Source organism: Archangium primigenium, from assembly GCF_016904885.1.
In the GTDB taxonomy this organism is placed as follows: Bacteria; Myxococcota; Myxococcia; order Myxococcales; family Myxococcaceae; genus Cystobacter; species Cystobacter primigenius.
In genome coordinates, this window is the sequence record NZ_JADWYI010000001.1 from 8,030,627 (window position 1) to 8,054,314 (window position 23,688).

Genomic DNA, 23,688 nt, shown 5'->3' on the forward strand with positions numbered 1-23,688 from the left:
GTCGGCCACACCTCAAGGCGACTTGAAGCGCGACACGACCCGGACCCACGGCGTGTTGATGACGAGCGCCCGGCGCGGCGTGCTCCCCTTTTGCATCAAGAGCCCCACGGGGCCTTCATCCGACACGATGTCCAGGCAGATGGGCAGAACCTCCCCGGTCTCCAGGTGCACCCGGGTGATGCGGGCGTAGACCCGATCCTTCCCGAACAGGAGTCTCCCCGTGATGACGGAATCGTTCTTCAGCTTGACCCACTGACCTCCCGTCTGGAACGCGATGGGGCCCTCCTCCACGGCGAAGGGCTCGCGGGAAGCGGGGTCCGTATCCTTGAGGTAGGCGGGCCAGCCCATGCCCACGGCCAGACCCAGGCGATCCAGGGTGGCCTCCGAGCCGGCGGGGCACTCCTCGGGGGGCAGGTGCTTGCGCAGCGGCGAGCCCGCGCAGCCCGGTCCCACACAGGCCACGCCCGCCAACACCGCGGCCCGGGCCACGGAACGGCTCTTCTTGGAGGTCATCATCTCGGTGTCCTTTCCAGACGCCGCCACGGCGGCGGGCGCGGGAGGAGTCGACGTCCGAGGTATCGCGCCGGGGGCAACTTCTCCCGTCATCCGCCCGGGAGCCACTTCCTGGCGGGACATGGCCTGACGCGGCGGGTGAGGCCCAGGCGACGTGGGACGTGGGTTGCCCGGCAGCAGCGCCACCCCCAGCCCGAGCAGCAGGGCCCCGGATCGCGGCACCCGCCGCCGTCGCGGGCGGGCGTCCGGCCCCCCCTCCGGCACCGCCGGGGGACTGGGGGGAAAGAGCGGCTCGCGCCAGGAGCGATCGGCCCGGCTGAACGCCTCGGTCAGGGCGTGGGCGAGCGCCCGGGCGTCCGGGAAGCGCGCCTCGGGCTGCTTCGCCAGGAGGCGCAGGCACACCTCGCTCAGCACGGGCGGCACCCGGAGGTTGAGCAGGTGTGGGGCGTCCGGCTCCCGGAAGAGGATGGCCTGGGTGAGCGGGCCCTCGCGGTCGCCGAAGGGCAATTCGCGCGTGAGCAGGCCGTAGAGCGTCACCCCCAGGGCCCACAGGTCCTCGCGGGGACTCATCGGCAGGGGCTCGCCGGTCCACTCCCGCGCGAGGCGAAGCGCCTCGGGGCTGCGGTACTCCGGCGTGCCCGGCGGCAGCCGGGGCGTCATCCGGGGCGCGTCCGGCAGCCAGGCCGCCCCGAAGTCCACCAGCACCGGCTGCCCATCCCCCTCGCGCATGAGGATGTTGGCCTCCTTCACGTCCCGGTGCACCACCCCCGCGTCATGCACCCGCGCCAGCGTCAGCGTGAAGGGCAAGAGGAAGCGGTGCACCAGCTCCAGCGCCGAGGGGTTCTCCTCCGCCGCCCACACCTCCAGGGGCCGGCCCTCCACGAACTCCAGGGCCAGCACGTGGAAGCGCGGCGCCTCGTCCGGCCACTGCGCCCAGCCCCGGAAGCCCACCACGTTCGGGTGGTGCAGGCGCCGCAGCGCCTCCAGCTCCCGCTCGTTGCGCGGCGTCATCGGCAACAGCTTGAGGGCGAACAGCCGTCCGTCCCGCCTCGCGCGGAACACGAAGCCCATGCCGCCCAGCGCCAGGGGCCCCTCGATGACGAAGCCCGCCACCCGGGCGCCCGGCTCCAACGGGAGCGCGCTCCGGCGCCCCTGACCACCCATCTCGTCCCGCATCCACACCGCCTCGTGAGGCGGTGCAGGCTACCCGGTGCGTGAGGGACTGCCCCGGACGTGGCGGGTCGGGTGCGCGGGAGGGGATCAGGCCGCGACGGCGTGGTCCAGCGAGCGCCACGTCCCCAACGCCCAGTCCTGCTCCTCGGCATCCTCGAAGCTGACGACACACAGCGCCCGGTGCCCGCCGGACTCGCACAGCGCCGTGAGCCGGTACTCCCCCGGCGCCCCCTGCAGGGTGGCGCGGCCCTGGACCCGCTCGCCCCGGTGCTGGAACTCGTAGGGCAGGTCCTGCTCGGGTCCCGGCGCGATGCCCTCCGCGTCATCGAGCGGCAGCACCCGCACGCTGCGGCGATGGTCCCGCGCCACCCAACTGCCGTCCGCCAGCCGCTGCTCGGCCAGGGAGCCGGGAATCTGGATCTCCCAGCCCTCGGGCAGGGTCACCTGCACCACCCCGCGCCGGTAGCCCAGCAGGGGCCCGGTCGGCGCCTCCGCCGCGCGGCGGGAGACCTCCTCGGCCAGCGTGCCGCCCACGCCCAGATAGCCGAGCACCTGCTGCCACTCGCGCCAGGGGTAGGCCAGCGAGGGGTCTCCCCGCCAGGCCTGCTCGAGCATCCGCGCCACTTCCCGCAGGCGCTGCCGCTCCTCCTCGAGCAGGGGCGGACGCCACACCACGTCCGTCCAGATGCGGCTGAGCGCCCAGCCGAGCCGGGCCGCGGGGCCCATGTCCTCCGTGCCCTCCACCTCCCACCAGGGGAACACGTCCCGGCCGGTCATCGGGTCGTCCTTCACGGCGCGCAGCCACGCCTCGTCCCGGGGGCCCAGCGGGGTCAGGACGGCGCCGGGATGCGCGAACCCGCGGCCGGCGCGCAGCGACAGCGAGGCGCCCGAGTGGCCCTGCTGGCGGTACTCCAGGACGCGGGCGGCCATGTCCCGGAGCCAGGTGAGCATGCGCGGCGCGATGCCGCTCGCGTCCCCGGTGTGGAAGTAGCCCGTGGGGTCGCCCACGCCCGCCGTGGTGATGGCCGGATCCGCCCAGTCCACCCCGAGCGCCTCCCCGAGCGCGTGCAACAAGTCACACAGGTAGCGGTGGTAGCCCGGCCCCACCATGGAGGTGTTGGCCGAGACCACCACCCGGCCCTGCCCCGCCGCCACGATGGCCACGTCGTCCGCCGCGGGGTGCAGCCGCACCAGGAGGATGGGGCCCTGGTGGCCCTCGATCACCCGGCTGCTCTCCAGGAAGCCATCCGCCTCCTCGTGCAGCCAGCCCGCCACGCGGCGCAGCCAGGCGTGGGGGGCCTCCGGCCCCGACGCGTCGTCCTGTCCGTACCAGCCGGCCAGCAGCACCTTCACAGCCATCACGAGTTCCCCTTCGCTGTCACGTGGAGCGCCATTCCCTCTCCAACCGGTACGGCCCGCGGATTATGTCGCGGCCCGGGGGCTGTTCTCGCGCGTCACGACCAGCGCACGTCGTAGTCCACGTCGAGCAGGGTGCGCCGGAAGCCCTGGACCTGGATCCGCCGGGCCGAGGACTGCTCCAGGGCCGCGGTGATGAGGCCTTCGTTGTAGTGCAGGGGCAGGAAGTCCCGCCGGGCCAGCATGCGGGCGTGGTGCTCGCCTACCCGCTCGACCGAACGCTCGCCATAGCTCAGCGAGACCCGGCAGCCACTCGGCACGGCCGCCAGCAGCCGGAAGGGGTCCGTCCCCGCCAGCGCCAGCATCGTCTTGCCCACGGTGGAGCACAGGAAGTCGTTCGTCCCCCGGCGTCCCAGTTCGTGCATGACGTACGCCACGCCGCCCATGGTGGGCCCCAGCGTCTCCGAGGCCAGGAAGACGGCCCGGATGAAGCCCGTCACCGGGTAGCTCAGGAAGTCCACGAACTTGCGCTCGCCCACGACCCGAAAGCACATCGTCCAGAGTTCATCCCCCCCGAGGACCCGCGCGGCATCCAGCACCCCGTTGAAGAACATGCCGCGGCAGGTGTCCGTGGGGCTGATCAGCGACAGCAGCTTCTCCAGACCAGGAGAAGGAGGCTCGGCGGGGGGCGGCTCATGCACGATAGGGAGACTCCTGGACACGGGAGGTCCGGGACGGACAGTCACCATTAGAGCGTAAACCCGCGCGGGCTGGCGGGTGATTCGCGCCCCCCCGTCACGCCGTGGGGATGGCGGCGGCGTCCTGCAGACCCAACTCCACCACCGCCTGCTCCCTCATCCGGAATTTCTGGATTTTTCCGGTGACGGTCATGGGGAACGCGTCGACGAGCTTCCAGTGGCGGGGAATCTTGAAGGTGGAGATGCGGCCGGTGCAGAAGCGGGTGAGCTCCTCGGGAGAGGTGGAGGCGCCGGGCTTGAGCTTGACCCAGGCCATGACCTCCTCGCCGTACTTCGCGCTGGGCACGCCGATGACCTGGGCCTCGCTGATGGCGGGATGGGTGTGGAGGAACTCCTCGATCTCGCGCGGGTAGATGTTCTCGCCGCCGCGGATGATCATGTCCTTGATGCGGCCGACGATCTTCACGTAGCCGTCCTCGTCCAGGGTGGCCAGGTCGCCGGTGTGCATCCAGCCCGCCGCGTCGAGCGCCTGACGGGTGGCCTCGGGGTTGTTCCAGTAGCCGAGCATCACGCTGTAGCCGCGCGTGCACAGCTCGCCCGGCGTGCCCCGGGGCACCACCGCGCCGCTCGCCGGATCGATGATCTTCACCTCCACATGCGGGTGCACCCGGCCCACCGTGGACACGCGCTTGTCCAGCGGATCGTCCAGGGCGCTCTGCGTGGACACGGGCGAGGTCTCCGTCATGCCGTAGCAGATGGTGACCTCGCGCATGTTCAAGCGCGACTGCACCTGCTTCATGACCTCGATGGGACAGGGCGAGCCGGCCATGATGCCGGTGCGCAGCGAGGAGAAGTCGAACTCGCCCAGGCGGGGGTGCTCCAGCTCCGCGATGAACATGGTGGGCACGCCATAGAGCGCCGTGCAGCGCTCCTCGGTGACGGCCTTCATCACCGCGAGCGGCTCGAACGCCTCCCCCGGAATCACCAACGTGGCGCCGTGGGACGAGCAGGCCAGGTTGCCCATGACCATGCCGAAGCAGTGGTAGAAGGGCACGGGCACACACACGCGATCCTCGGGGCGCAGCCGCAGCGCCTCGCCCACGAAGAAGCCATTGTTGAGCACGTTGTGATGGCTGAGGGTGGCGCCCTTGGGAAAGCCCGTGGTGCCCGACGTGTATTGGATGTTGATGGGCTCGTCGAACTGCAGCGAGTCCTCGCGCTCGGCGAGCGTGGCGGCGCTGACGCGCTCGGCGCCCGCGCACAGCGTGGCCCAGTCCTCCTCGAACACCAGGGCCGTGCGCAGCTCCGGGCAGTTGGGGCGCACCTGGGCGAGCATCTGCGTGTAGTTGGACTGGCGAAAGCCGCGCGACAGCAGCAGGACCCGGGCGCCGGACTGGTTGAGCGCGTACTCCAGCTCCGCCGTCTTGTACGCCGGGTTGAGGTTCACGAGGATCGCGCCCACGCGTGCCACGGCGTACTGGGTGACGACCCACTCGAAGCGGTTGGGGGACCAGAGCCCCACCCGGTCGCCCTTGTCCACCCCCAGGGCCAAGAGGCCCCGCGCCACCACCGAGGTCTGCTCCCAGAACTCCCGCCACGTGGCGCGATAGCCCTGGGACACCACGACGAGCGCCTCGCGCTCCCCCCACGTCTCGACGGTGCGGCGCAGGTTCTGGCCAATCGTCTCGCCGAGCAGGGAGGTCGTCCCGGTGCCATGGACATAGGAAGGAGAGGGCATGACCCGGGATGATGGTCGCGGGGCGAGGGGCCGCGTCAAGCGGGCTCCCCGGCCCCCTCGTCTTCCGTGTCTTCCTCCGGCTCCCAGGCCCCCTCCACCAGCGTGCCCAGTGGATAGACGACCAGGTGGCGCCGGGGCTCGCTGCCATGGCTCACCGCCTCCAGGTGGTAGCGCGACACGAGCCGGTGCTGCAGTTTGCGCAGCCTCGGGGAGGTGGGCGCCAGGGGCACCTCCACGCCCTCCTGGAGGACCCGGTGGATGGCCGCCTCCGCCTCGTGCACCGCCTCGCGCACCCGGCCCTCGTTCTCGCCCTCGGCGAGCAGGAACGCATCGCGCAGCACCCGCCGCATCTCCGAGGCGCTGTTGCGCTTGATGGCCAGCACGGGCACCCCCGCCCGGTTCGCCAGGCCCCGCAGCCGGGGATCATTGGCGCGCGAGCGCAGCGTGAGCACGAGGTCCGCGAGCTCCACGCGCCCCATCACCTTCGCGTCCACGCCCAGCTCACGCACCACCCGCTCGAGCAGGTCGCGGCTGACGGCATGGGCATACACGCGCGTGGTGCCCTGCCGCAGGCCTGGCGGGTGGATGGACGCGCCCTCCTCGCGGGCCGGGGACGGACGGGCGCCGGGCATGACCCGCGAGGGGCGCGCGTTGGCCACCGCCCGGGGGGCGGGCGGCGCGGGCGCCTCCACCGGAGGGGCCTCGACCTCCTCCAGCGCCGTCACCGCCACCTGCCCCTCGACGAGCCGCCGCTGCTCGCCGCCCACGCGCTCGCCCGCGAGCAGGCGATCCACCGCCTGGGCGGTGTCGCGGTGCACCACCACCTCGTCCCGGGTCGCCATCTCCACCACCACGTGGAAGGTGGGCGGCGCCCGGCGCTCGCTGATCGTCTTCTGCGTGTGGCGCCGGCGGGCCTCCTCGTCGCTCAAGGTGACGGTGTGCACGCCGCCCACCAGGTCCGACAGCGTGGGGTTGAGCACGAGGTTCTCCAGGGTGTTGCCGTGCGCCGTCGCCACGAGCTGCACGCCGCGCTCGGCGATGGTGCGGGCGGCGGCGGCCTCGGCCGAGGTGCCGATCTCGTCGACGATGATGGCCTCGGGCATGTGGTTCTCCACCGCCTCGATCATCACGTCGTGCTGGCGGTCCGGACGCGACACCTGCATGCGGCGCGCGGCGCCGATGCCGGGATGGGGGATGTCGCCATCGCCGCCAATCTCGTTGGAGGTGTCCACCACCATGACGCGCTTGCCCAGGTCATCGGCGAGCACGCGCGCCACCTCGCGCAGCTTCGTCGTCTTGCCCACGCCCGGCCGGCCGAGCAGCAGGATGTTGAGCCCCGTGCCGATGAGATCCTTGAGCATGTCGATGGTGCCCAGGATGGCGCGGCCCACGCGCAGGGTGAGCCCCACCACCTTGCCCTGCCGGTTGCGGATGACCGAGACGCGGTGGAGCGTGCGCTCGATGCCCGCGCGGTTGTCGTCCCCCACGCTGCCCACCTGCGCGAGCACCTGCTCGAGCTCCTTGCGCGTGACGGGGGTGGGCGCGAGGCGGACCACGCGGCCGATGAGCCGGGCCTCGGGGGGCCGGCCCAGGTCCATCACCACCTCGAGCAGCTCGGCGGGCGGCAGGGCGCGCACGGCGGTCTGGAGCGTCTCGGGGAGGACAGTCACGAGGAGCTGGAAGTCGTCGTGGGGCGTGGAGTCTCGCGGGCTCATGTCGGTGTCCAAGTTGCCTCCATCCGCGTCCCTTTGCACGAAAGGAGCGCCGGGGCGGAGCACGGTTGGGCAGGCGACATCGCACCTCCCATGAATCCGCGGTGTCGGCGCGGCGCACGCCCCCGGGCCGTGCACGAGGCAACGCGGTCGGGAAGGGGCCACGCTCCCACACTCCCCGTGTCCGCGTCGGGTTCTTAGCTCTACCCCCTCCCGCACGGGGCGGGCTCACGAGCCAGGAGGGGTGTCGGCCATGGATCACACACTGCGAGGGGTGCGGCACTGGCCCTTGCTGGCGGCGCTGTGGATGACGCCCGCCGGGGCCAGCGAGCCCTCCGCGCCCCAGGGCAAGCCCGACATCTCCAACCTGGCCGAGAGCGCGTCCTCCCAGCCCCAGCTCAGCTCCTCGCTCGACAGCGACGACGAGGAGGCGCCGCCCGAGTTCACCCTGGGCCCCGTGGAGCCCCTGACGCCCGGGGAGCGCAAGTGGATGCACCGCGTCGACGCCGCGGATCTCACCTCGTACTTCGCCGAGGGCGTGCTCGCCCAGGCCCGGCAGGCCCAGGACCAGGGCCGCTACCGCGCCGTGCTCAAGCTCTTGGAGAAGGAGCCCGCCACGCTCCCGGTGCGCTACCTCCAGGCCCGCGCCACGCAGGGGCTGGGGGCCTGGGCCCCGGCGGCCGAGGCGTACGCGGCGCTCGCCCGGGACTACCCTGTCCTCAAGGACTACTTCCACTTCGAGGCGGCGCGGGCCCATGAGCGCCAGCGCCAGTGGACGGAGGCCATCCACCACTACGGGGCGGTGAGCCCGGGCGCGCGGCGCTACATCGACGCGCGCTTCGGCATGGCGTACCTCCTGGAGAAGAAGAAGCAGGACTACGCCGCCGCGGTGCAGGCGCTCAGTCCGCTCGTGCAGCCGGACACGCCCCGGCCCAATGCCCCCGCGCAGGCCACCGCCTGGCTGACCATGGCCCGGCTCGCGCGCTACCAGGCCGACTACAACGGCGAGCACCGGGCCCACCTGGCCGTCTGGGCCCTGCACCCGTTCTCGCCGGAGGCCGGCATCGCCATCAAGGGCCTGCGCGACCTGCCCTACGTGCCCAAGTGGAAGGTGGCCCGCGCGGAGACGCTCCTGTCCCAGCACCACAACCAGGAGGCCATGGAGCAGTTGGAGCGGATGCTGCCGAAGCTGGAGCTGCCGGACCCCCTCGCCTGCCGGGCGCACTTCGCCTACGGCACCGCCCTGCGCAAGGAGCGCAAGCACTCGCTCGCCATCCGCGTGCTCAAGCCCGTGGCCGAGCAGTGCCAGGACGCGGCGCTGAGGCCCCGGGTGCTGTACGTGCTCGGCTACTCGGAGTCGGTGGTGGATCCCGAGAGCGCCATCCCCACCTACCTCCAGCTCGCGCACGACTACCCCGAGCACGCCTACGCGGACGACGCCCTGTTCTACGCGGCGGGCAAGGCGCTGGAGCGCGGCGAGAAGGCCGCGGCCATGGGCTACCTGGATCAGCTCATCGCGCGCTATCCGGACGGCAACTTCGCCGCCGAGGCGCTCTTCCAGCGCTTCTGGGTGCACCGCGCCGAGGGCCAGGGCGACGCGGCGCTCGAGGCGCTCACCCGCATCGAGGCCCTTGAGGGCCGGGGCTCCACCCACGAGTCGGTGCAGCGCGCGCGCTACTGGCGCGCCCGGGTGCTGTCGGCCCAGGAGCGCGCCGTGGAGGCGCACGCGCTGCTCGAGCGGGTGGCCGCCGAGGGCGCCGCCACGTGGTACGGCCTGCTGGCGCGCTCGCGGCTGGCGCACGAGGCGCCCGAGCGGGCCCAGGCCATCGTCGAGAAGCTGCGCGTGCCCACGAGCCCCACGGAGGTGTGGCCCCTGGACGCGGGCCGCCTCGCGGAGGATCCCCACTTCGCCGCGGGCGTGGAGCTGTTGCGGCTCGGGCACCGCGAGGCCGCCGCGGAGCTGTTGACGGTGGATCGCCGGGGCCGGGGCGAGGAGTCCATCCGCCTGCTCTTCCACATGCTGCGCGTCACCGGCCACGAGCGCCAGGCGCGCCCCATCGCCTGGGCCCTGCGGCGCGAGGGGCTGGCGGCGCCCACCGAGGCGGAGACGCGGCTCATCTACTCGGCGGCCTACCCCCAGGCCTTCCGCGACCTGGTGGTGCGCCACTGCCGCTCGGCCCGGGTGGACCCGGACGTGATGCAGGCCCTCATCCGCGAGGAGAGCGCCTTCAACCCCAACGCCCGCTCGTCCACGGGCGCGCTGGGGCTGTCCCAGCTCATGCCCGCCACGGCGTCCCTGGTGGCGCGCCAGCTCAACCTGACGCTGGCCACGCCCGCCGCGCTGCTCGAGCCGCGCCACAACATCCGCCTGGGCTCGGCCTACCTCGGCGGCCTACAGCGGCGCTTCTCGGGCAACCTGGCCCACGCGGTGGCCAGCTACAACGCGGGCCCCGCCGCCGTGGACCGCTGGCTCACGCGCTTTCCCACCGCCGAGCTGGACGAGTGGGTGGAGCAGATTCCCGTCGAGGAGACGCGGCTGTACGTCAAGCGCGTGCTCGGCAGCGCCGCCGCCTACCAGTTCCTCTACGACTCGGGCACCCTCACCACCCTGGCCTTCGGAGACCGGGGCTCCAATAATGCGGGCTCGCGGTGAGTCCCGCCCATGTCCTCCGACGACATCCACGAGTCCAATGCCCGCTTCCAGGACGCCTGGCGCTTCTTCGCGCGCCAGAGCGCGGCGGGTGAGGTGCTCGACCTGCCCGGGGTGAGCATCGCGTCGAGCAACGTGGCCTGGGCGATGATGAACGTGGCCTTCCCGCCAGGCCCCATGGACACGGAGCGGGCCCTGTCGGACGCGGCGGCCACCGCCGCCCGGCACTTCGCCCCCAAGCGCCTGCCCTGGATGCTCGCCGTGTGCGAGGACTGGGTGCCCACGCCCCTGCGCGAGCGCGCCGCGGCCCTGCTCGCCCCCCATGGCCTGCGCCCGGCGGTCGTGGCCACGGGCATGGTGGCCGAGCGGCTCGTGCCCCCGCTCAACCTCCTGCCCCGCCTGGAGGTGCGCCAGGCCCAGGACTCCCGGGGCCGCATGGACCTCGCCGACGTCAACTCGCACAGCTACGACATGCCCGTGGCCACCGGCCGCGCGACCTTCGACGTGCCGGGCCTCTTCGCGGGCGACAACCTGGGCTTCGTGGGCTACCGCCACGCGCAGGCCGCCACCTGCGCCGCCGTGATGCGGGGCGAGTCCGCGGCCTATGTCTCCATGGTGGCCACCCACCCCACCCACCGGCGCCTGGGCCTGGCCGAGGCCATCCTGCGCCATGTGCTCGGCGTGGCCCAGCTCCAGTGGGGCCTGGAGCGCTCCGTCCTCCACGCCACGCCCGAGGGACTGCCCGTCTACCGCCGCCTGGGCTACCGCGGCGTGACACGCTTCTGCTTCTACATGGCCACGCCGCTGAACCGAGCCACCTCGCCATAGAATGGCAAGCGTTGTACCCGCGTCCAATTCCGACTGGTTTCAGCGAGTTCTAAAACTTCTCTAATGAGAGTCATGAAGGCCGGGGGGCTGGAGGACGCGGCCAGCATCGAATCCCTCGCATCGCTGGAGCCCTACGGCATGGTGGTTCTCAGGCGGGCCCTGGGCGCGGAGCACCCGCTGCTCGACGCGGAATGGGTGACGTCCAATCCCGCCGCCCGTCAGATGATGCCCGGAGCGGAAGCCTTCCAGGGCCTGAGCGTCCGGGACATCAGCACCACGCAAGGCGAGGAGTTCACCCGGATGGTGCTGCGCTGGGAGAAGCTCCTGGAGCAGCAGGCGCAACTGTCCGAGGACGTCTCGTATGTCGTCGGGACACGACGCATCGTCTTCCGCGCCGACGTGCTCCAGAGCGCCGAGCACCTGGTCGTCTGGCTCCGGGACATCACCGCCGAGCGCGAGGAATTGGAGGCGCTGCGCCGCAGCCGGGATCTCTTCCAGCGGGTCATCCACTGCGCCTCGGACGCCATCTTCGCCAAGGATCTCCAGGGCCGCTACACCCTCATCAACCCCGCGGGGGCGCGCTTCCTGGGCCTGCGGCCCGAGGACGTCATCGGGCGCACCGACGAGGAGCTGTTCCCCCCGGACGATGCCCAGGCCATCCGGGCCCGGGAGCAGGCGGTGTTCGAGGCGGACCAGGCCCTGACCTACGAGGACCGGGCCATGGGGGGCCTCATGACGTGGCTGTCCACCAAGGGGGTGCTGCGGGACGAGACCGGCGCCATCACGGGCCTGTTCGGCATCTCCCGGGACATCACCGCGCGCCAGCGCATGGAGCAGGCGCTGCGCGAGAGCGAGGCGCGCTTCCGCCTGGTGGCCCGCGCCACCCGGGACGTGCTGTGGGACCGCGACCTGTCCACCGGGGAGATGCATTGGAGCACGTCGCTCGGCGTGGTGTTCGGGGAGGCCCCCCGCCAGGGCCTGGCGTCCTGGGCCTGGTGGCGCGAGCGCATCCATCCGGAGGACCAAGACCGGGAGCTGCGGACGCTCCACGCGGTCATGAGCGGCGCGGAGGACAGCTGGTCCAACGAGTACCGCTTCCGGCGCGCGGACGGCGGCTACGCCTTCGTGCTCGAGCGCGGCTACATCAGCCGCAACCCGGACGGCCTGCCCGAGCGGCTCATCGCCACGATGATGGACGTGAGCGAGCGCAAGCAGCGCGAGGAGCGGCAAGCACACGAGGCGCGGATGGTGGAGCGCTTCATGGGCGTGGTCGGACATGACCTGGGCAGCCCCCTGGCCGCCATCCGCATCTCCTCGCAGATGCTCCAGCAGGCCTCCAACCTCGTGCCCCGCCAGCGCACCGCCCTGGGCCGCATCGAGGAGAGCGCCCAGCGCGTGTCGCGGATGACCCGGCAGTTGCTCGACGGCGTGCTGGCGCGCAATGGCGGCCTGAGCATCCAGCCGGGGCCCATGGACCTGGAGCCGGTCTGCCAGCGGGTGATCGCGGAGCTCGGGACCGTGTATCCGGGGCGGGTCGTCCAGTTGTCCGCGCGTGGTGACACCCAGGGCACCTGGGACGCGGACCGCCTGGCGCAGGTGCTCTCCAACCTCCTGGGCAACGCGCTCGAGCATGGCGATGCCGCCCACCCCATCCGCCTCCAGTTGTGGGACGAGGCGGGCGTGCAGCGGCTGGAGGTGAACAACCAGGGCGGCCCCATCGACCCGGCGCTCCTGCCGCACCTCTTCGAGCCCTTCCGCCAGGGAGGCGGGCCTCGCAAGCACCACCCGTCCGGAGGAGGCCTCGGGCTCGGGCTCTACATCGTCCGGGAGCTCGTGCGCGCCCACGGCGGCGACGTGGGCGTGCACTCCACCGCCGAGCGGGGCACCACCTTCGCCCTCACCCTGCCCCGCCACGCGCCGGAGCCGCTACCCCAGCCCATCCCCCGGTGAGGCTCAGCGCGGCAGGGCCTCGGGCAGCAGCAGGGCCTTGCGCAGCTCGCGCAGTCGGTCCTGGATGACCCGCATGTTGGCCGGGCCCATGCGCACCAGGTGCTTCTGCGCGGGACGCAGCGCCTCCCACTCCGGCGCCGCGAAGGTGAAGTTCACCCCGGGCGCGTCCACCACTTCCAGCTCGCCCTCGGGCACGGGGGTGTCCAGCATCAGCTGGATGGCGTTGGCGAGCGTCTGATCGAACCCCTGACCGGGCCGGCTGATCTCCCGGAAGGCGCCCAGGAAGAGCGGCTTGAGGGCCTGGTAGGTGATGGCGCTCGTCTGGACATCGAGCGAACCCAGCACGCGCGCCACGCCGTCGTAGCGGGTGTGGCTGTCCGGATGGATGAACAGCCGGCCGTCGCGGGACACCGTCTGGAAGCCCCCGGCGGGCGCCATGAAGGCCAGCGCGGCGCGCGGGCTCTCGCCCTCGGCGATGGTGTTCACCGCGGAGGTGAAGCGGCGCACCAGGTCCTCCGTGGAGGCCAGCCAGCGCTGCAGCTCGGGCGCCGAGGACAGCAGGCCCACCAGGTCGCGCACCCGGGTGTCGCTCTCGGCCACCGGCGGCGAGCTGCCCTCGGGCTCCGCGCCGGCATCCGGCACCGCGGCCACGGGCGGCGGGGCGGACGGCTCGGTCGGCGGCGCCTTGGGTCCCTTCCAGACGAAGAACAGGCCGGCGCCGAGCACGGCCACGGCGACGAGCGCCCCCGCCACCAGCGGCGCGCGGGACGCCCGGGCGGGCGGGGGCGTGGGGGCATCCGAGGGGGGGCCGGACGGAGACAGCCACTGGGGATCGCTCACGGGTCCTCCTGCGATGATGATGGGGCCAACCGGCGGGCTCCTCCCCTATTTCCCAGGGGGCGCCGGGGAAACCGCCACGTATTGCTCCAAGCGTGTGATGCCCAGCTTCTTCATGCGGCTCTGCAGCGTGGAGGGTTTGAGACCCAACAGCGCCGCCGCCCCTCCCGGCCCGTAGAGCCGCCCCTGGGTGAGCCCCAGCACCTGGAGGATGTGCCGCCGCTGGACCTCCTCCAGGGTGGGCACCCCCCCGCCCCCCGGCGTCAGGGCCCGGGGCGCGGACACTTCCGGGGCGGGCGGGCCCGGGGGGGGCGCCGCCGGACGCAGGGGCACGTCGAACGCCTCGGCGCCCAGCTCGGGCCGGCGCGACAGGATGGTGGCGCGCTCCAGGGCATTGGCCAGCTCGCGGATGTTGCCGGGCCAGTCATAGGCCGCGAGCCGCGCGAGGCCCTCGGCCGTCACCCGCATGCCCCGCCGGCCGGTGCGCCGGGCCTGCTCCTCCAGGAGGAAGGCGCACAGCTCGGGGAGGTCCTCCAGCCGCTCGCGCAGGGGCGGCAGCCGCAAGGGAAAGACGCTCAGCCGGTAGTACAGGTCCTCGCGGAAGCGCCGCTGGCGGATGGCCTCCTGCAGGTCCACGTGCGTGGCGGCCACGATGCGCACGTCCGCGCGCACCGTCTTGTCGCTGCCCACCGGCTCGAAGGTCTTCTCCTGGAGGGCCCGGAGCAGCTTGGCCTGCAGCTCCACGGGCAGCTCCCCCACCTCGTCGAGCAGGAGCGTGCCCCCGTGCGCCATCTGGAAGCGGCCCGCCCGGTCCCGCGTGGCCCCGGTGAAGGCGCCCTTCACGTGCCCGAACAGCTCGCTCTCCAACAGGCCCGCGGGGATGGCCGCGCAGTTGAGCGTCACGAAGGCGCCCTCGGCGCGTGTGCTCCAGCGGTGCACCGCCCGCGCCAGCCGCTCCTTGCCCGTGCCCGTCTCGCCCAGCAGGAGCACCGGCGTGTCCGTCTCCGCCACCTGCCGCGCCCGGAGCGCCAGCTCGCGCACCGGCCCCGCGCGCGACGTCTCCAGCACGCCCACCTCGTCCCCTCCGAGCTGCGCCTCCAGCAGCCGCGCGTGCGCGTGCTCCCGCAGGTGCAGCCGCTCCAGGGTGCTCTTCTGCTCCGCCTCCTGCAGCGAGGTGGCCAGCATCTGGCCGTACACCTCCACCAGGTCCACCACCGTCTGGGGGTAGGCCTCGCACTCGGTGCGATCCAACGTCAGCACCCCATAACAGCGGTCCGCCGCGCACAGGGGCACCACCATGCACGCGTGCCCCGGCGGCAGGTCCAGCACCCCGTCGAAGGGGTCCCCATCCCCGTGCGAGTGGTCCTCGTCCGTGAAGGCCCGCGCGCGCCGCGTCTCCAGCGCCTGGCGCAGCGAGGGGAAGTCCGCCAGGCGCAGCTCGTGGCGCCGCACCCGCTCGCTGGCCAGGGGCCCGCGCGCCACCACCGACACCAGCTTGCCTTCACGCAGCAAGAAGAGCGTGGCCAGGTCGAAGCGCACCACCCGGGTGAGCCACTCCAGCCCCCGGCGCAGCAGCTCCGCCACGGCCCGCTCCGAGCTCGCCAGCTCGATCAGGTCCCGAGCCTCTCCCCGCCATTCCGCCCGCGTCACCGAAACGATGTCGTCCGCCATACGTCTGACTAGATAACCGGAGCGCCACCGAAATGTCAGTGGCGCCGGACACCGGTATTTCGGTATGCACCCATCCGGCGTCACCGCCCAGGCCTCCACCCGAGGTCAACCCCGTGGAATCACGCGGGGCGGGTTCCTGGCACGGCGGCTGCTTTGAGAGTAGATGGACCGAACCTGTCGGGCTTGCGAGCGAGCAGGCCCCCACCCCCAAGGAGTCGAACATGCTGACTGTTGGCGACAAGCTGCCCGCGTTCAATGTGAAGGCCGTCGTGAGCCTGGAGAAGGGCAAGGAGTTCAAGGACATCAACCAGGACACCTACAAGGGCAAGTGGCAGATCATCTTCTTCTGGCCCAAGGACTTCACGTTCATCTGCCCCACGGAGATCGCGGAGTTCGGCAAGCACGACAAGGAGTTCCAGGACCGGGACGCGCAGATCCTCGGCGTGAGCACGGACAGCGAGTTCGTGCACCACGCGTGGCGCACGCACCACGCGGACCTCAAGAACCTGCCCTTCCCGATGCTCGCGGACATCAAGCGCGAGCTGAGCTCGAGCCTGGGCGTGCTGCACAAGGAGGAGGGCGTGGCCCTGCGCGCCACGTTCATCGTGGACCCCGAGGGCATCATCCGCCACGTCTCGGCCAACGACCTGTCCGTGGGCCGCAACGTGAAGGAAGTCGTGCGCACCCTGGACGCGTTCCAGACGGACGAGCTGTGCCCCTGCAACTGGCAGAAGGGTGAGGAGACGCTCACCTCCAAGCTGCAGAAGGCGGGGTAAGGCGTCATGGCGTCGCTCGAAGTCGTTCGCGGTGAACTGGCGGATGCCCACAAGGACACCCGCCTGAATCTCGGGGCCGTGCTGGAGAACAACAGCCTGACCCCCGAGCAGCGCTGGGGCGTGGCCGTGGCGTGCGCCTTCGCGGCCCGCAACGAGCTCATCAAGAAGGCCATGTTGCACGAGGCCAAGACGGCCCTGGGCGACAAGGCCGAGCCCGTCATCGAGGATGCCCGCGCGGCCGCCTCGCTGATGGGGATGAACAACATCTACTACCGGTTCCGGCACATGGTGGGGAAGGACTCCTACAACACCAAGCGGCCCGGTCTGCGGATGAACCGCCTGGGCCAGGTGCTCACGAACAAGGTGGACTTCGAGCTCGTCTGCCTCGCGGTGAGCGCCATCAACGGCTGCGAGATGTGCGTGCAGTCGCATGAGAAGGTCGTCATCGACGGGGGCCTCTCCGAGGATCAGGTGAACGACGCGGTCCGCATCGCGTCCGTCATCCACGCCGCGGCGGTGGGTCTCGAGTCGTAGACCCGCCTGCCCTTGAGTCGAAGTGCCGCACGTGCCCTCCGGTGGGAAACCCACCGGGGGGCGCGTCGTTTTCGCCGTCCGCGCATCCAACCCTCATCTTGAAGAAAGGACCCGCCATGTACCGCAGCCCGAGCCCCCTTCCCGAGCAGGCCCGCATCGCCATCGTCGAGCAGCTCAACGCGCGCCTCGCCGACGGCTTGGATCTGCACAGCCAGATCAAGGTCGCCCACTGGAACATCAAGGGCCCGCAGTTCGCCTCGCTCCACCCGCTCTTCGAGACGTTCGCGGTGAGCCTGGCCAACCACAACGACTCGGTGGCCGAGCGCGCCGTGACGCTGGGGGGCAAGGCCTACGGCACCACGCGCCATGTGGCCCAGGTGAGCCGCCTGTCCGAGTACCCCCAGGAGACCACCAAGGACCTGGAGCACGTGAAGCTGCTGGCCGAGCGCATCGAGACATACCTGTCCGGTCTGCGCGACAGCCGCAAGGCCACCGAGCAGCACCAGGACACGGACACGGTGGACCTGTTCACGGGCATCATCACCGAGTTCGAGAAGCACGCGTGGTTCCTGCGTGCCTCCCTGGAGAGCTGAGGTCGGAGAGCGCCGCGCGCTACTGCTGCGGCGCCGTCTCCGTCGGCCCCTCGTCGGTGACCTCGGACTGGACGTCGCTGCGCTCGATGCCGCGCGTGGTGTCCGACGGGGTCCGGGTCACGGTGTTGCCGGGTTGCACCTCCGGCTGCCAGATCTGCCCGTCCCCGGTCGTCACCGTGGCCCCCGCGCCGCCCGTGGCCTCGCCGTCATAGACGGTGGGCGCGCCCAGGCGATCCTGCTGCGCGATCTCCTTCTCGTTCAAGATCTTCTCGGAGGAGTCCGCCACCCGGTCCGCGCGGGCGCCCGACATGTTCGCGCAACCCCACAGACCCAACACACTCGCGGCGACCAGGATGGGAAGCTTCTTCATGGGAGGACTCCTTCTCATTGGGGTGGATGTAGGTGTCCTCCCAAACTTGGAGTCCCGAAGGCCTGGAGCAATGGGGTGAAGCCGGGAACCGGCGGCGGCGCCCGGTCCCCTGCTCCCTCCCCACCCGGGCGCTAGGGCGCGGCCGACGTCGTCGAGGCCGCGGCCTTGGCGCCCCCCAGGCCCATCTGGTCCAGGGTGAAGGTCCAGAGGTCGCTGTACTCCTCGATGATCTTCCCCGTGGGCTTGCCCGCGCCGTGGCCCGCCTTGGTCTCGATGCGGATGAGCACCGGCGCGTCCCCGGCCTGCGCCGCCTGCACGGCCGCCGTGAACTTGAAGCTGTGGCCCGGCACCACCCGGTCATCGTGGTCCGCGGTGTGCACCATCATGGCGGGGTAGCGCGTGCCCGGCTTCACCTGGTGCAGCGGCGAGTACGCGTGGAGCGCCTTGAACTCCTCCGCGTTCTCCGAGGAGCCGTAATCGCTCGTCCACGCCCAGCCGATGGTGAACTTGTGGAAGCGCAGCATGTCGAGCACGCCCACGCCCGGCAGGGCCACGCCGAACAGCTCCGGCCGCTGCGTCACCGCCGCGCCCACGAGCAGGCCGCCGTTGGAGCGGCCGAGGATGGCCAGGCGCTGGGGCGAGGTGTATTTCCGCGCGATGAGCCACTCGGCCGCGCCGATGAAGTCATCGAAGACGTTCTGCTTGCGCAGCTTCGTGCCGGCCTCGTGCCACTGGCTGCCGTACTCGCCGCCGCCGCGCAGGTTGGCCACGGCGTAGAGCCCGCCCTGCTCCATCCACACCAGGTTGGCCACGCTGAAGCCGGGCGTCAGTGGGACGTTGAAGCCGCCGTACCCGTACAGCAGCGTGGGCGTGGTGCCGTCCCACTTGAGCCCCTTCTTGTGGCTCAGGAACATGGGCACGCGCGTGCCGTCCTTGCTCGTGAAGAAGACCTGCTCCGTCTCGTAGTCGGCCGGGTTGAACTTCACCTGGGGCGACTTGAAGGCCTGGCTCTCGCCCGTCTTGAGGTCGAAGCGGTAGATGGTCGTGGGCGTGGTGTAGCTCGTGTACGAATAGAAGGTCTCCGTGTCCTGGCGCCGGCCCTGGAGCCCCGACACCGAGCCGAGGCCCGGCAGGGACAGCTCGCCGAGCGGCTTGCCGTCGCGCGACACCCGGCGCACCCGCGAGTGCGCGTCCTTCATCTCGTTGACGAGGAACTGCTCGTTGACGAGCGACACCGAGGACAGCGTGGCCTCGCCCTGGGGGATGACTTCCTTCCAGTCCTTGGGGGCGGGCTTGCGCAGATCGATGGCGACCACGCGGCCCCGGGGCGCGTTCAGGTCCGTGCGGAACCAGAACAGCGGGCCGTCATTGGCGACGTAGTCGTACTGGGCATTCCACTCGCGCAGCAGCTCGGTGACCTGCGCCTTGGGGTTCCGCAGATCCTTGAAGAAGACGAGGTTCTTCTGCTCGGTGCCGTGCGTGACGTTGATGACGAGGTAGCGCCCGTCGTCCGTGACGAAGCCGCCAAAGCCCCACTCCTTCTGGTCCTTGCGCTCGTAGACGAGCGCGTCCTGGCTCTGGGGCGTGCCCAGCGTGTGGAAGTAGAGCTTCTGGTAGTAGTTGGCGCCGCGCAGCTCCTCGCCCGTCTTGGGCTCGTCGTAGCGGCTGTAGAAGAAGCCCTTGCCGTCCGCCGTCCACGAGGCGTCCGAGAACTTCACCCACTTGATGACGTCCGGCAGATCCTTGCCCGTGCGCACGTCGCGCACGCGCAGCTCCTTCCAGTCACTGCCCGCGCTCGCCACGCCGTAGGCCAGCAGGTTGCCGTCCTCGGTGACGTCCACCCCGCTGAGCGCCACGGTGCCGTCGGCGGACAGGGTGTTGGGGTCCAACAGCAGCCGGGGCTCGGCGGCCAGCGTGTCGGCCATGTAGAGCACCGCCTGGCTCTGCAGGCCGTTGTTGCGGAAGTAGAAGTAGCGCGAGCCCCGGTGCCACGGCACGGTGAAGCGCTCGTAGTCCCACAGCTCGGTCATCCGCTGCTTGAGCCGCTCGCGCAGCGGAATCTTCTCCAGGTAGCCGAAGGTGAGCGCGTTCTCGGCGGCGATCCACTGCCGGGACTCGGGCGAGTCCGGATCCTCCAGCCACCGGTAGGGGTCCGCCACGCGGGTGCCGTGGTAGTCGTCCACCACGTCATCCTGACGGGCGGAGGGATAGGCGAGCCGAGCGGAGGCGGGGGTCTCGGCGGACGCGGGAGGCGCGGCGGGGGCGGGGGCCTCCGCGCGCACCGGAGCATGTCCGCAGTGCGTGAACCAGAGGGCGCACGCCACGGCGGTGAGAGCAGGGGTTTTCATGGTGGCGCGCGAACCTAGCAGCCCGGACCCGTATTTCCGACGCACCCGGAGCGCGCGCCCCCGCTCAGGAGAAATCCACCGTCACCAGATCTTCACCCGCTGCTCGGCGGGCAGGAACGCACCATCGCCCGGCTTCACGCCGAAGGCGGAGTAGAACTCGGGCATGTTGCGCACCACGCCATTGACCCGGTACTCGCCCGGCGAATGCGAATCCGTGAGCAGCTGCTGCCGCAGCGCGTCCTCGCGGTTGAGCGTGCGCCACACCTGGGCCCACCCCAGGAAGAAGCGCTGGTCGCCGGTGAAGCCCTCGATGACGGGCGCCGGCTGCCCCCCGAGCGACAGCTGGTAGGCCTTGAAGGCCACCGTCAGTCCGCTCAGGTCCCCGATGTTCTCCCCCAGGGTGAGCTTGCCGTTGACGTTCATGCCCTGCAGCGGGCTGAAGGCGGCGTACTGCTCGGTCAGCAGGCCCGTGCGCTGCTGGAACGCGGCCTTGTCCTGCTGCGTCCACCAGTCGCGCAGGTTGCCGTCCCCGTCCGAGCGGCTGCCCTGGTCGTCGAAGCCGTGGCTGATCTCGTGCCCGATGACGCCGCCGATGGAGCCGTAGTTGGTGGCGTCGTCCGCGTCCGGGTTGAAGAAGGGCGGCTGGAGGATGGCGGCCGGGAAGACGATCTCGTTCATCGTGGAGCTGTAGTAGGCATTCACCGTCTGCGGCGTCATGCCCCACTCCAGCCGATCAATGGGCTTGCCGAGCTTCTCCACGTCCCGCTGGTACTCGAGCTCCTGGGCGCGCGTGACGTTGCCCACCAGGTCCGCGGCATTGACGGTGAGCGCGGAGTAGTCCTTCCACTTCTCCGGGTAGCCGATCTTCACGTTGAACTTCGCCAGCTTCGCCTGGGCCTGGGCCTTGGTCTCGGGGCTCATCCAGTCGAGCTGCTCGATGCCCTGACGGAAGGCGTCGCGCAGGTTCTTCACCAGCGCGTCCATGCGCGCCTTGCTCTCGGGACGGAAGTGGCGCTCCACGTAGAGCCGGCCGAGCACCTCGCCCAGGGCCCCATCCACGGACTCCACGCCGCGCTTCCACCGGGGGCGGTTCTCCTCCAGTCCCTGGAGCGTCTTGCCGCGGAAGACGAACTCGGCCTGCTCGAAGGGCGTGCTGAGCAGCGGCGCGTACCCGTCCAGCAGCTTGAAGGCGAGGTACTGCTTGAGCACGGGCAGCGGCGTGCGGGTGATCACCTGGGCCAGGGCCTGGAAGTAGTCCGGCTGGCGGACGATGACGCCCGGCGAGCGCTCCTCGCCCGCGGCCTTGAGGAAGCGCTCCCAGGAGAAGCCCGGCGTGAGGGCGTCCAGCTCGGCCACGCTCTTGAGGTTGTAGGTGGCCTCCCGGTCCCGGGTGCGCGCGCGCTCCCAGTGCTTCTCGGCGAGCGACGTCTCCAGCGCGAGGATGGCCTTGGCCGCGCCCGCCGGGTCCTTCTCCCCCGCCAGCTTCAAGAGCGTCTCGATGTACGTGGCGTAGGCGGCCCGCGTCTCGACGAAGCGGGGCTCCGTCTTGGAGTAGTAGTCCCGGTCCGGCAGACCCAGGCCGCTCTGGGTGACGTAGACGATGTAGCGCTCCGCCTGCTTCGCGTCCTGGCCCACGTAGGAGGCGAAGGGCGTCTGCACGCCCATGCGCGCCAGCGAGGCGAACAGCTCCGGCAGCTCCGCCTTGCCCTTGAGGCCGGCGATGCGCTTGAGCTCGCCGCGCAGGGGCTCCACCCCGAGCTGCTGGATGCGCTCGGTGTCCATGAAGCTCTTGTAGAAGTCCGCCACCTTCTGGGTGTCCGAGCCGCCCGGAGCGCCCTGGACGGCGACGGACTCCTCGATGAGGGCGCGCAGGGCCGCCTCGCTCTGATCCCGCAGCTCGATGAAGGCGCCGTAGCGGGACTTGTCCGCGGGCATCTTCGTCGTCTTCATCCACGAGCCATTCACGTAGCGGAAGAAGTCGTCCTGGGGCCGGACGCTGGTGTCGAAGTGCTTCGTGTCCACCCCGAGCGCCCGGGTGGCGACCGGAGCCTGGACGGGCGCGGGCGCGGCGGGGGTCGCCTCGGGTTGGGTGGCGCGGGTGTTGGCCGTGCAGCCCAAGAGGAGGCTGGCGCCGAGCGTGCTGGTGAGCCAGGACTGACGGAGGAACTTCGAGCGGTTCATGCGAGGTCTCGGTGAGGGTGTCGGGAGGAGAAATCGAGGGGGGCGGGCAACCCGGCGGCCCGGGGAAAATTCCCAGGCCAGGGGCTCACCCGTTTCCGGGCGCGCGCCCCGTGGGGAAGCCCTGGGCCAGACGGCGGCGGTCCTCGCGGTAGCGGCGCACGAGCCACTGGCCCGCGGGCCGCGCGAGCAGTTGGGCGCGCATCTCGGCGAGCCGTGGGGGGACGGTCTCGCCGGGCTGGGGCGCGTAGGGCGAGCCCTCGGCGCCCATCATGGGCGCGTAGAGCGCGGCGGCGGTGATGTCGGCGATCGACAGGGACGCGCCCACCAGGTAGCGCGCGGGGTCGCCTTCGATCTCGCGCTCCAGGCGCTCGAGGCCTTCCATGAGCTTCACGCGCGAGGCCTCCACCTTGGCGGGGGTCTGCACGTACTGGCGCTGGATGACGCGTTTGATGAGGGGGTACATGGCACGCCCCACCGCGCGCGAGGGCTGAGCGAGGGCGCCGAACATGAGCGGCCGGAAGTCGACCTGGCCCTCGAGGAGCTGCGCGTACACCCAGCGCCGCACGTTCTTGCCCACCGTCGCGTCGAAGTAGTCCTCCAGCGCGAGGACCCGCTCGCGCTCGGCGGGCGTGGTGGGAATCAGCGCGGGGGCCTCCGGGTAGGCGCGCTCCAGGTACAGGGCGATGTCCGTGGAGTCGTGGATGATCTCCCCCTGGTCCACCAGGATGGGGACCGTGCCGCTGGCGCCCTTGGTCAGCCGCCGCGTCACCAGCAGGTGGAGCCCGGGGATGAGGTGGTGGGCGCGGAAGGCGAGGCCCTTGGCCTCCAGGTTCCAGCGGCTCTTCTCACTGAAGTGGGAGATGGGGAATTGATAGAGGGTCCGGCCAGACGGAGGCATGCGGGGAGCATGCCTCATCTCACGTCGAGGATCCTGCCCTTCGCATCCACCGCGTAGGTCCCACCCGCATCCATCAGGATCGCGTCGAGACCACAGCGCGAGACGTCGGGAATGAAGCTCACGCAGAAGAGATCTTCCGTCCGTAGGACAGTGGTATCGAATGTCTCCCAACGAGAAAGGCACTCAACGATCCGCATCATCACCCGTGGCGCGGACCCCTGGAGGCATGAAGTCCTCCATGGCGACGTGAAGTGCGTTCATCATCGGGCCATCGAGACGGGGGCCGCCCTCGAACGACGCGGGATACCTCACCTGCTCCGCCTCGGTCGGAGGTGCCTTCTCCGCGGGTTGATACTTGTAGTACCCCAAGAGGTTGAGCACCGCGCAACCAGGCAAGAGGAGCACACCGCCCATGCTCCACGCGAGAAACGTCTTCATTCTCATTGAATCGCCACAATGCGGCCCTTTGCATCAACCGCATAGACGGCCCCCGCGTCCAGAACCATCACATCCAGCCCACATCTCTCGATCATGGGAAAGAAGCGGACGAAGAACAAATCCTCCTTGGGTTGCAACACGGAAACATCATACGTCTCCCATTTGGAGAGGCACTCAGCGAGTTGCTCGTTGTCCCCTTTCACACGAGAGCCGGGGGGCATGAAGGCGTCCATGGCGACCTTGACCGCCGCCATCCTGGGACCACTCAAATGGACGCCTTGCTCGAAGGAGTTGGGGAAGTCGACCCGTGCCGCCTCCTCCGGAGAAGCTCTTTCAGCCGCATGAAACCTGTAGAGGCCCAGGAAACCACAACCCGACAAGAGCACGGCTCCTGACATGGTGACCAGGAACGCCTGTCTCATCG

19 protein-coding genes are annotated in these 23,688 nt (G+C 70.9%); 6 read left to right on the plus strand and 13 right to left on the minus strand.

Annotation, left to right across the window (positions count from 1 at the left end):
- Nucleotides 1-12 precede the first annotated feature (12 nt).
- From I3V78_RS33045 to I3V78_RS33065, 5 genes are all read right to left on the minus strand, one after another.
- Nucleotides 13-1,689 (minus strand): serine/threonine protein kinase, encoded by a 1,677-nt coding sequence (locus I3V78_RS33045; RefSeq protein WP_204493920.1) that lies wholly within the window; start codon nt 1,687-1,689, stop codon nt 13-15.
- 84 nt (nt 1,690-1,773) lie between these two features.
- Entirely contained in the window at nt 1,774-3,045 is a 1,272-nt protein-coding gene (locus I3V78_RS33050; RefSeq protein ID WP_204493921.1) for a hypothetical protein, read from the minus strand.
- Nucleotides 3,046-3,140: 95 nt separating this feature from the next.
- The gene (locus tag I3V78_RS33055) at nt 3,141-3,743 is read right to left on the minus strand and encodes a TIGR02265 family protein (protein WP_204493922.1); all 603 of its coding nucleotides are present in this window, start codon (nt 3,741-3,743) and stop codon (nt 3,141-3,143) included.
- A 94-nt stretch (nt 3,744-3,837) separates the two neighbouring features.
- Nucleotides 3,838-5,478 (minus strand): AMP-binding protein, encoded by a 1,641-nt coding sequence (locus I3V78_RS33060; RefSeq protein ID WP_204493924.1) that lies wholly within the window; start codon nt 5,476-5,478, stop codon nt 3,838-3,840.
- Nucleotides 5,479-5,513: 35 nt separating this feature from the next.
- On the minus strand, nt 5,514-7,193 hold the full coding sequence (locus tag I3V78_RS33065; RefSeq protein WP_204493926.1) for a R3H domain-containing nucleic acid-binding protein: 1,680 nt from the start codon (nt 7,191-7,193) through the stop codon (nt 5,514-5,516).
- A gap of 250 nt (nt 7,194-7,443) precedes the next feature.
- Here I3V78_RS33065 and I3V78_RS33070 point away from each other — a divergent pair, with 250 nt between their 5' ends.
- From I3V78_RS33070 to I3V78_RS33080, 3 genes are all read left to right on the plus strand, one after another.
- A complete protein-coding gene (locus tag I3V78_RS33070; protein WP_204493928.1) occupies nt 7,444-9,843 on the plus strand; it encodes a lytic transglycosylase domain-containing protein in 2,400 nt (799 codons plus the stop codon).
- Nucleotides 9,844-9,852: 9 nt separating this feature from the next.
- Nucleotides 9,853-10,668 carry a GNAT family N-acetyltransferase gene (locus tag I3V78_RS33075; protein WP_204493930.1) on the plus strand — a complete coding sequence of 272 codons (816 nt, stop codon included), beginning with the start codon at nt 9,853-9,855 and terminating at the stop codon, nt 10,666-10,668.
- Between the two features lie 72 nt (nt 10,669-10,740).
- Nucleotides 10,741-12,618, plus strand: coding sequence for a PAS domain-containing sensor histidine kinase (locus tag I3V78_RS33080; protein WP_204493932.1), 1,878 nt, complete (start codon nt 10,741-10,743; stop codon nt 12,616-12,618).
- 3 nt (nt 12,619-12,621) lie between these two features.
- On the opposite strand, the gene I3V78_RS33085 is transcribed toward I3V78_RS33080, so the two are convergent.
- On the minus strand, nt 12,622-13,458 hold the full coding sequence (locus I3V78_RS33085; protein WP_338023812.1) for a DUF3014 domain-containing protein: 837 nt from the start codon (nt 13,456-13,458) through the stop codon (nt 12,622-12,624).
- Between the two features lie 45 nt (nt 13,459-13,503).
- Entirely contained in the window at nt 13,504-15,126 is a 1,623-nt protein-coding gene (locus tag I3V78_RS33090) for a sigma 54-interacting transcriptional regulator (RefSeq protein WP_204493933.1), read from the minus strand.
- Between the two features lie 221 nt (nt 15,127-15,347).
- Here I3V78_RS33090 and I3V78_RS33095 point away from each other — a divergent pair, with 221 nt between their 5' ends.
- The 3 genes from I3V78_RS33095 (at nt 15,348) to dps (ending at nt 17,029) form a co-directional block, all read left to right on the plus strand.
- On the plus strand, nt 15,348-15,902 hold the full coding sequence (locus I3V78_RS33095; RefSeq protein WP_204493935.1) for a peroxiredoxin: 555 nt from the start codon (nt 15,348-15,350) through the stop codon (nt 15,900-15,902).
- Nucleotides 15,903-15,908: 6 nt separating this feature from the next.
- Nucleotides 15,909-16,436 (plus strand): carboxymuconolactone decarboxylase family protein, encoded by a 528-nt coding sequence (locus tag I3V78_RS33100; RefSeq protein ID WP_204493937.1) that lies wholly within the window; start codon nt 15,909-15,911, stop codon nt 16,434-16,436.
- 116 nt (nt 16,437-16,552) lie between these two features.
- On the plus strand, nt 16,553-17,029 hold the full coding sequence (gene dps / locus I3V78_RS33105) for a DNA starvation/stationary phase protection protein Dps (protein ID WP_204493940.1): 477 nt from the start codon (nt 16,553-16,555) through the stop codon (nt 17,027-17,029).
- 19 nt (nt 17,030-17,048) lie between these two features.
- Here the strand turns inward: dps and I3V78_RS33110 are convergent, their stop codons facing one another.
- From I3V78_RS33110 to I3V78_RS33135, 6 genes are all read right to left on the minus strand, one after another.
- On the minus strand, nt 17,049-17,399 hold the full coding sequence (locus I3V78_RS33110) for a hypothetical protein (RefSeq protein WP_204493942.1): 351 nt from the start codon (nt 17,397-17,399) through the stop codon (nt 17,049-17,051).
- Between the two features lie 131 nt (nt 17,400-17,530).
- Nucleotides 17,531-19,747 carry a prolyl oligopeptidase family serine peptidase gene (locus I3V78_RS33115; RefSeq protein WP_204493944.1) on the minus strand — a complete coding sequence of 739 codons (2,217 nt, stop codon included), beginning with the start codon at nt 19,745-19,747 and terminating at the stop codon, nt 17,531-17,533.
- A gap of 81 nt (nt 19,748-19,828) precedes the next feature.
- The gene (locus tag I3V78_RS33120; RefSeq protein ID WP_204493947.1) at nt 19,829-21,928 is read right to left on the minus strand and encodes a M13 family metallopeptidase; all 2,100 of its coding nucleotides are present in this window, start codon (nt 21,926-21,928) and stop codon (nt 19,829-19,831) included.
- 85 nt (nt 21,929-22,013) lie between these two features.
- Complete coding sequence (locus I3V78_RS33125) at nt 22,014-22,826, minus strand: glutathione S-transferase family protein (RefSeq protein ID WP_204493949.1); 813 nt, start codon at nt 22,824-22,826, stop codon at nt 22,014-22,016.
- Nucleotides 22,827-23,009: 183 nt separating this feature from the next.
- A complete protein-coding gene (locus I3V78_RS33130; RefSeq protein WP_204493952.1) occupies nt 23,010-23,264 on the minus strand; it encodes a hypothetical protein in 255 nt (84 codons plus the stop codon).
- 2 nt (nt 23,265-23,266) lie between these two features.
- A complete protein-coding gene (locus I3V78_RS33135; protein WP_204493954.1) occupies nt 23,267-23,686 on the minus strand; it encodes a hypothetical protein in 420 nt (139 codons plus the stop codon).
- Nucleotides 23,687-23,688 lie beyond the last annotated feature (2 nt).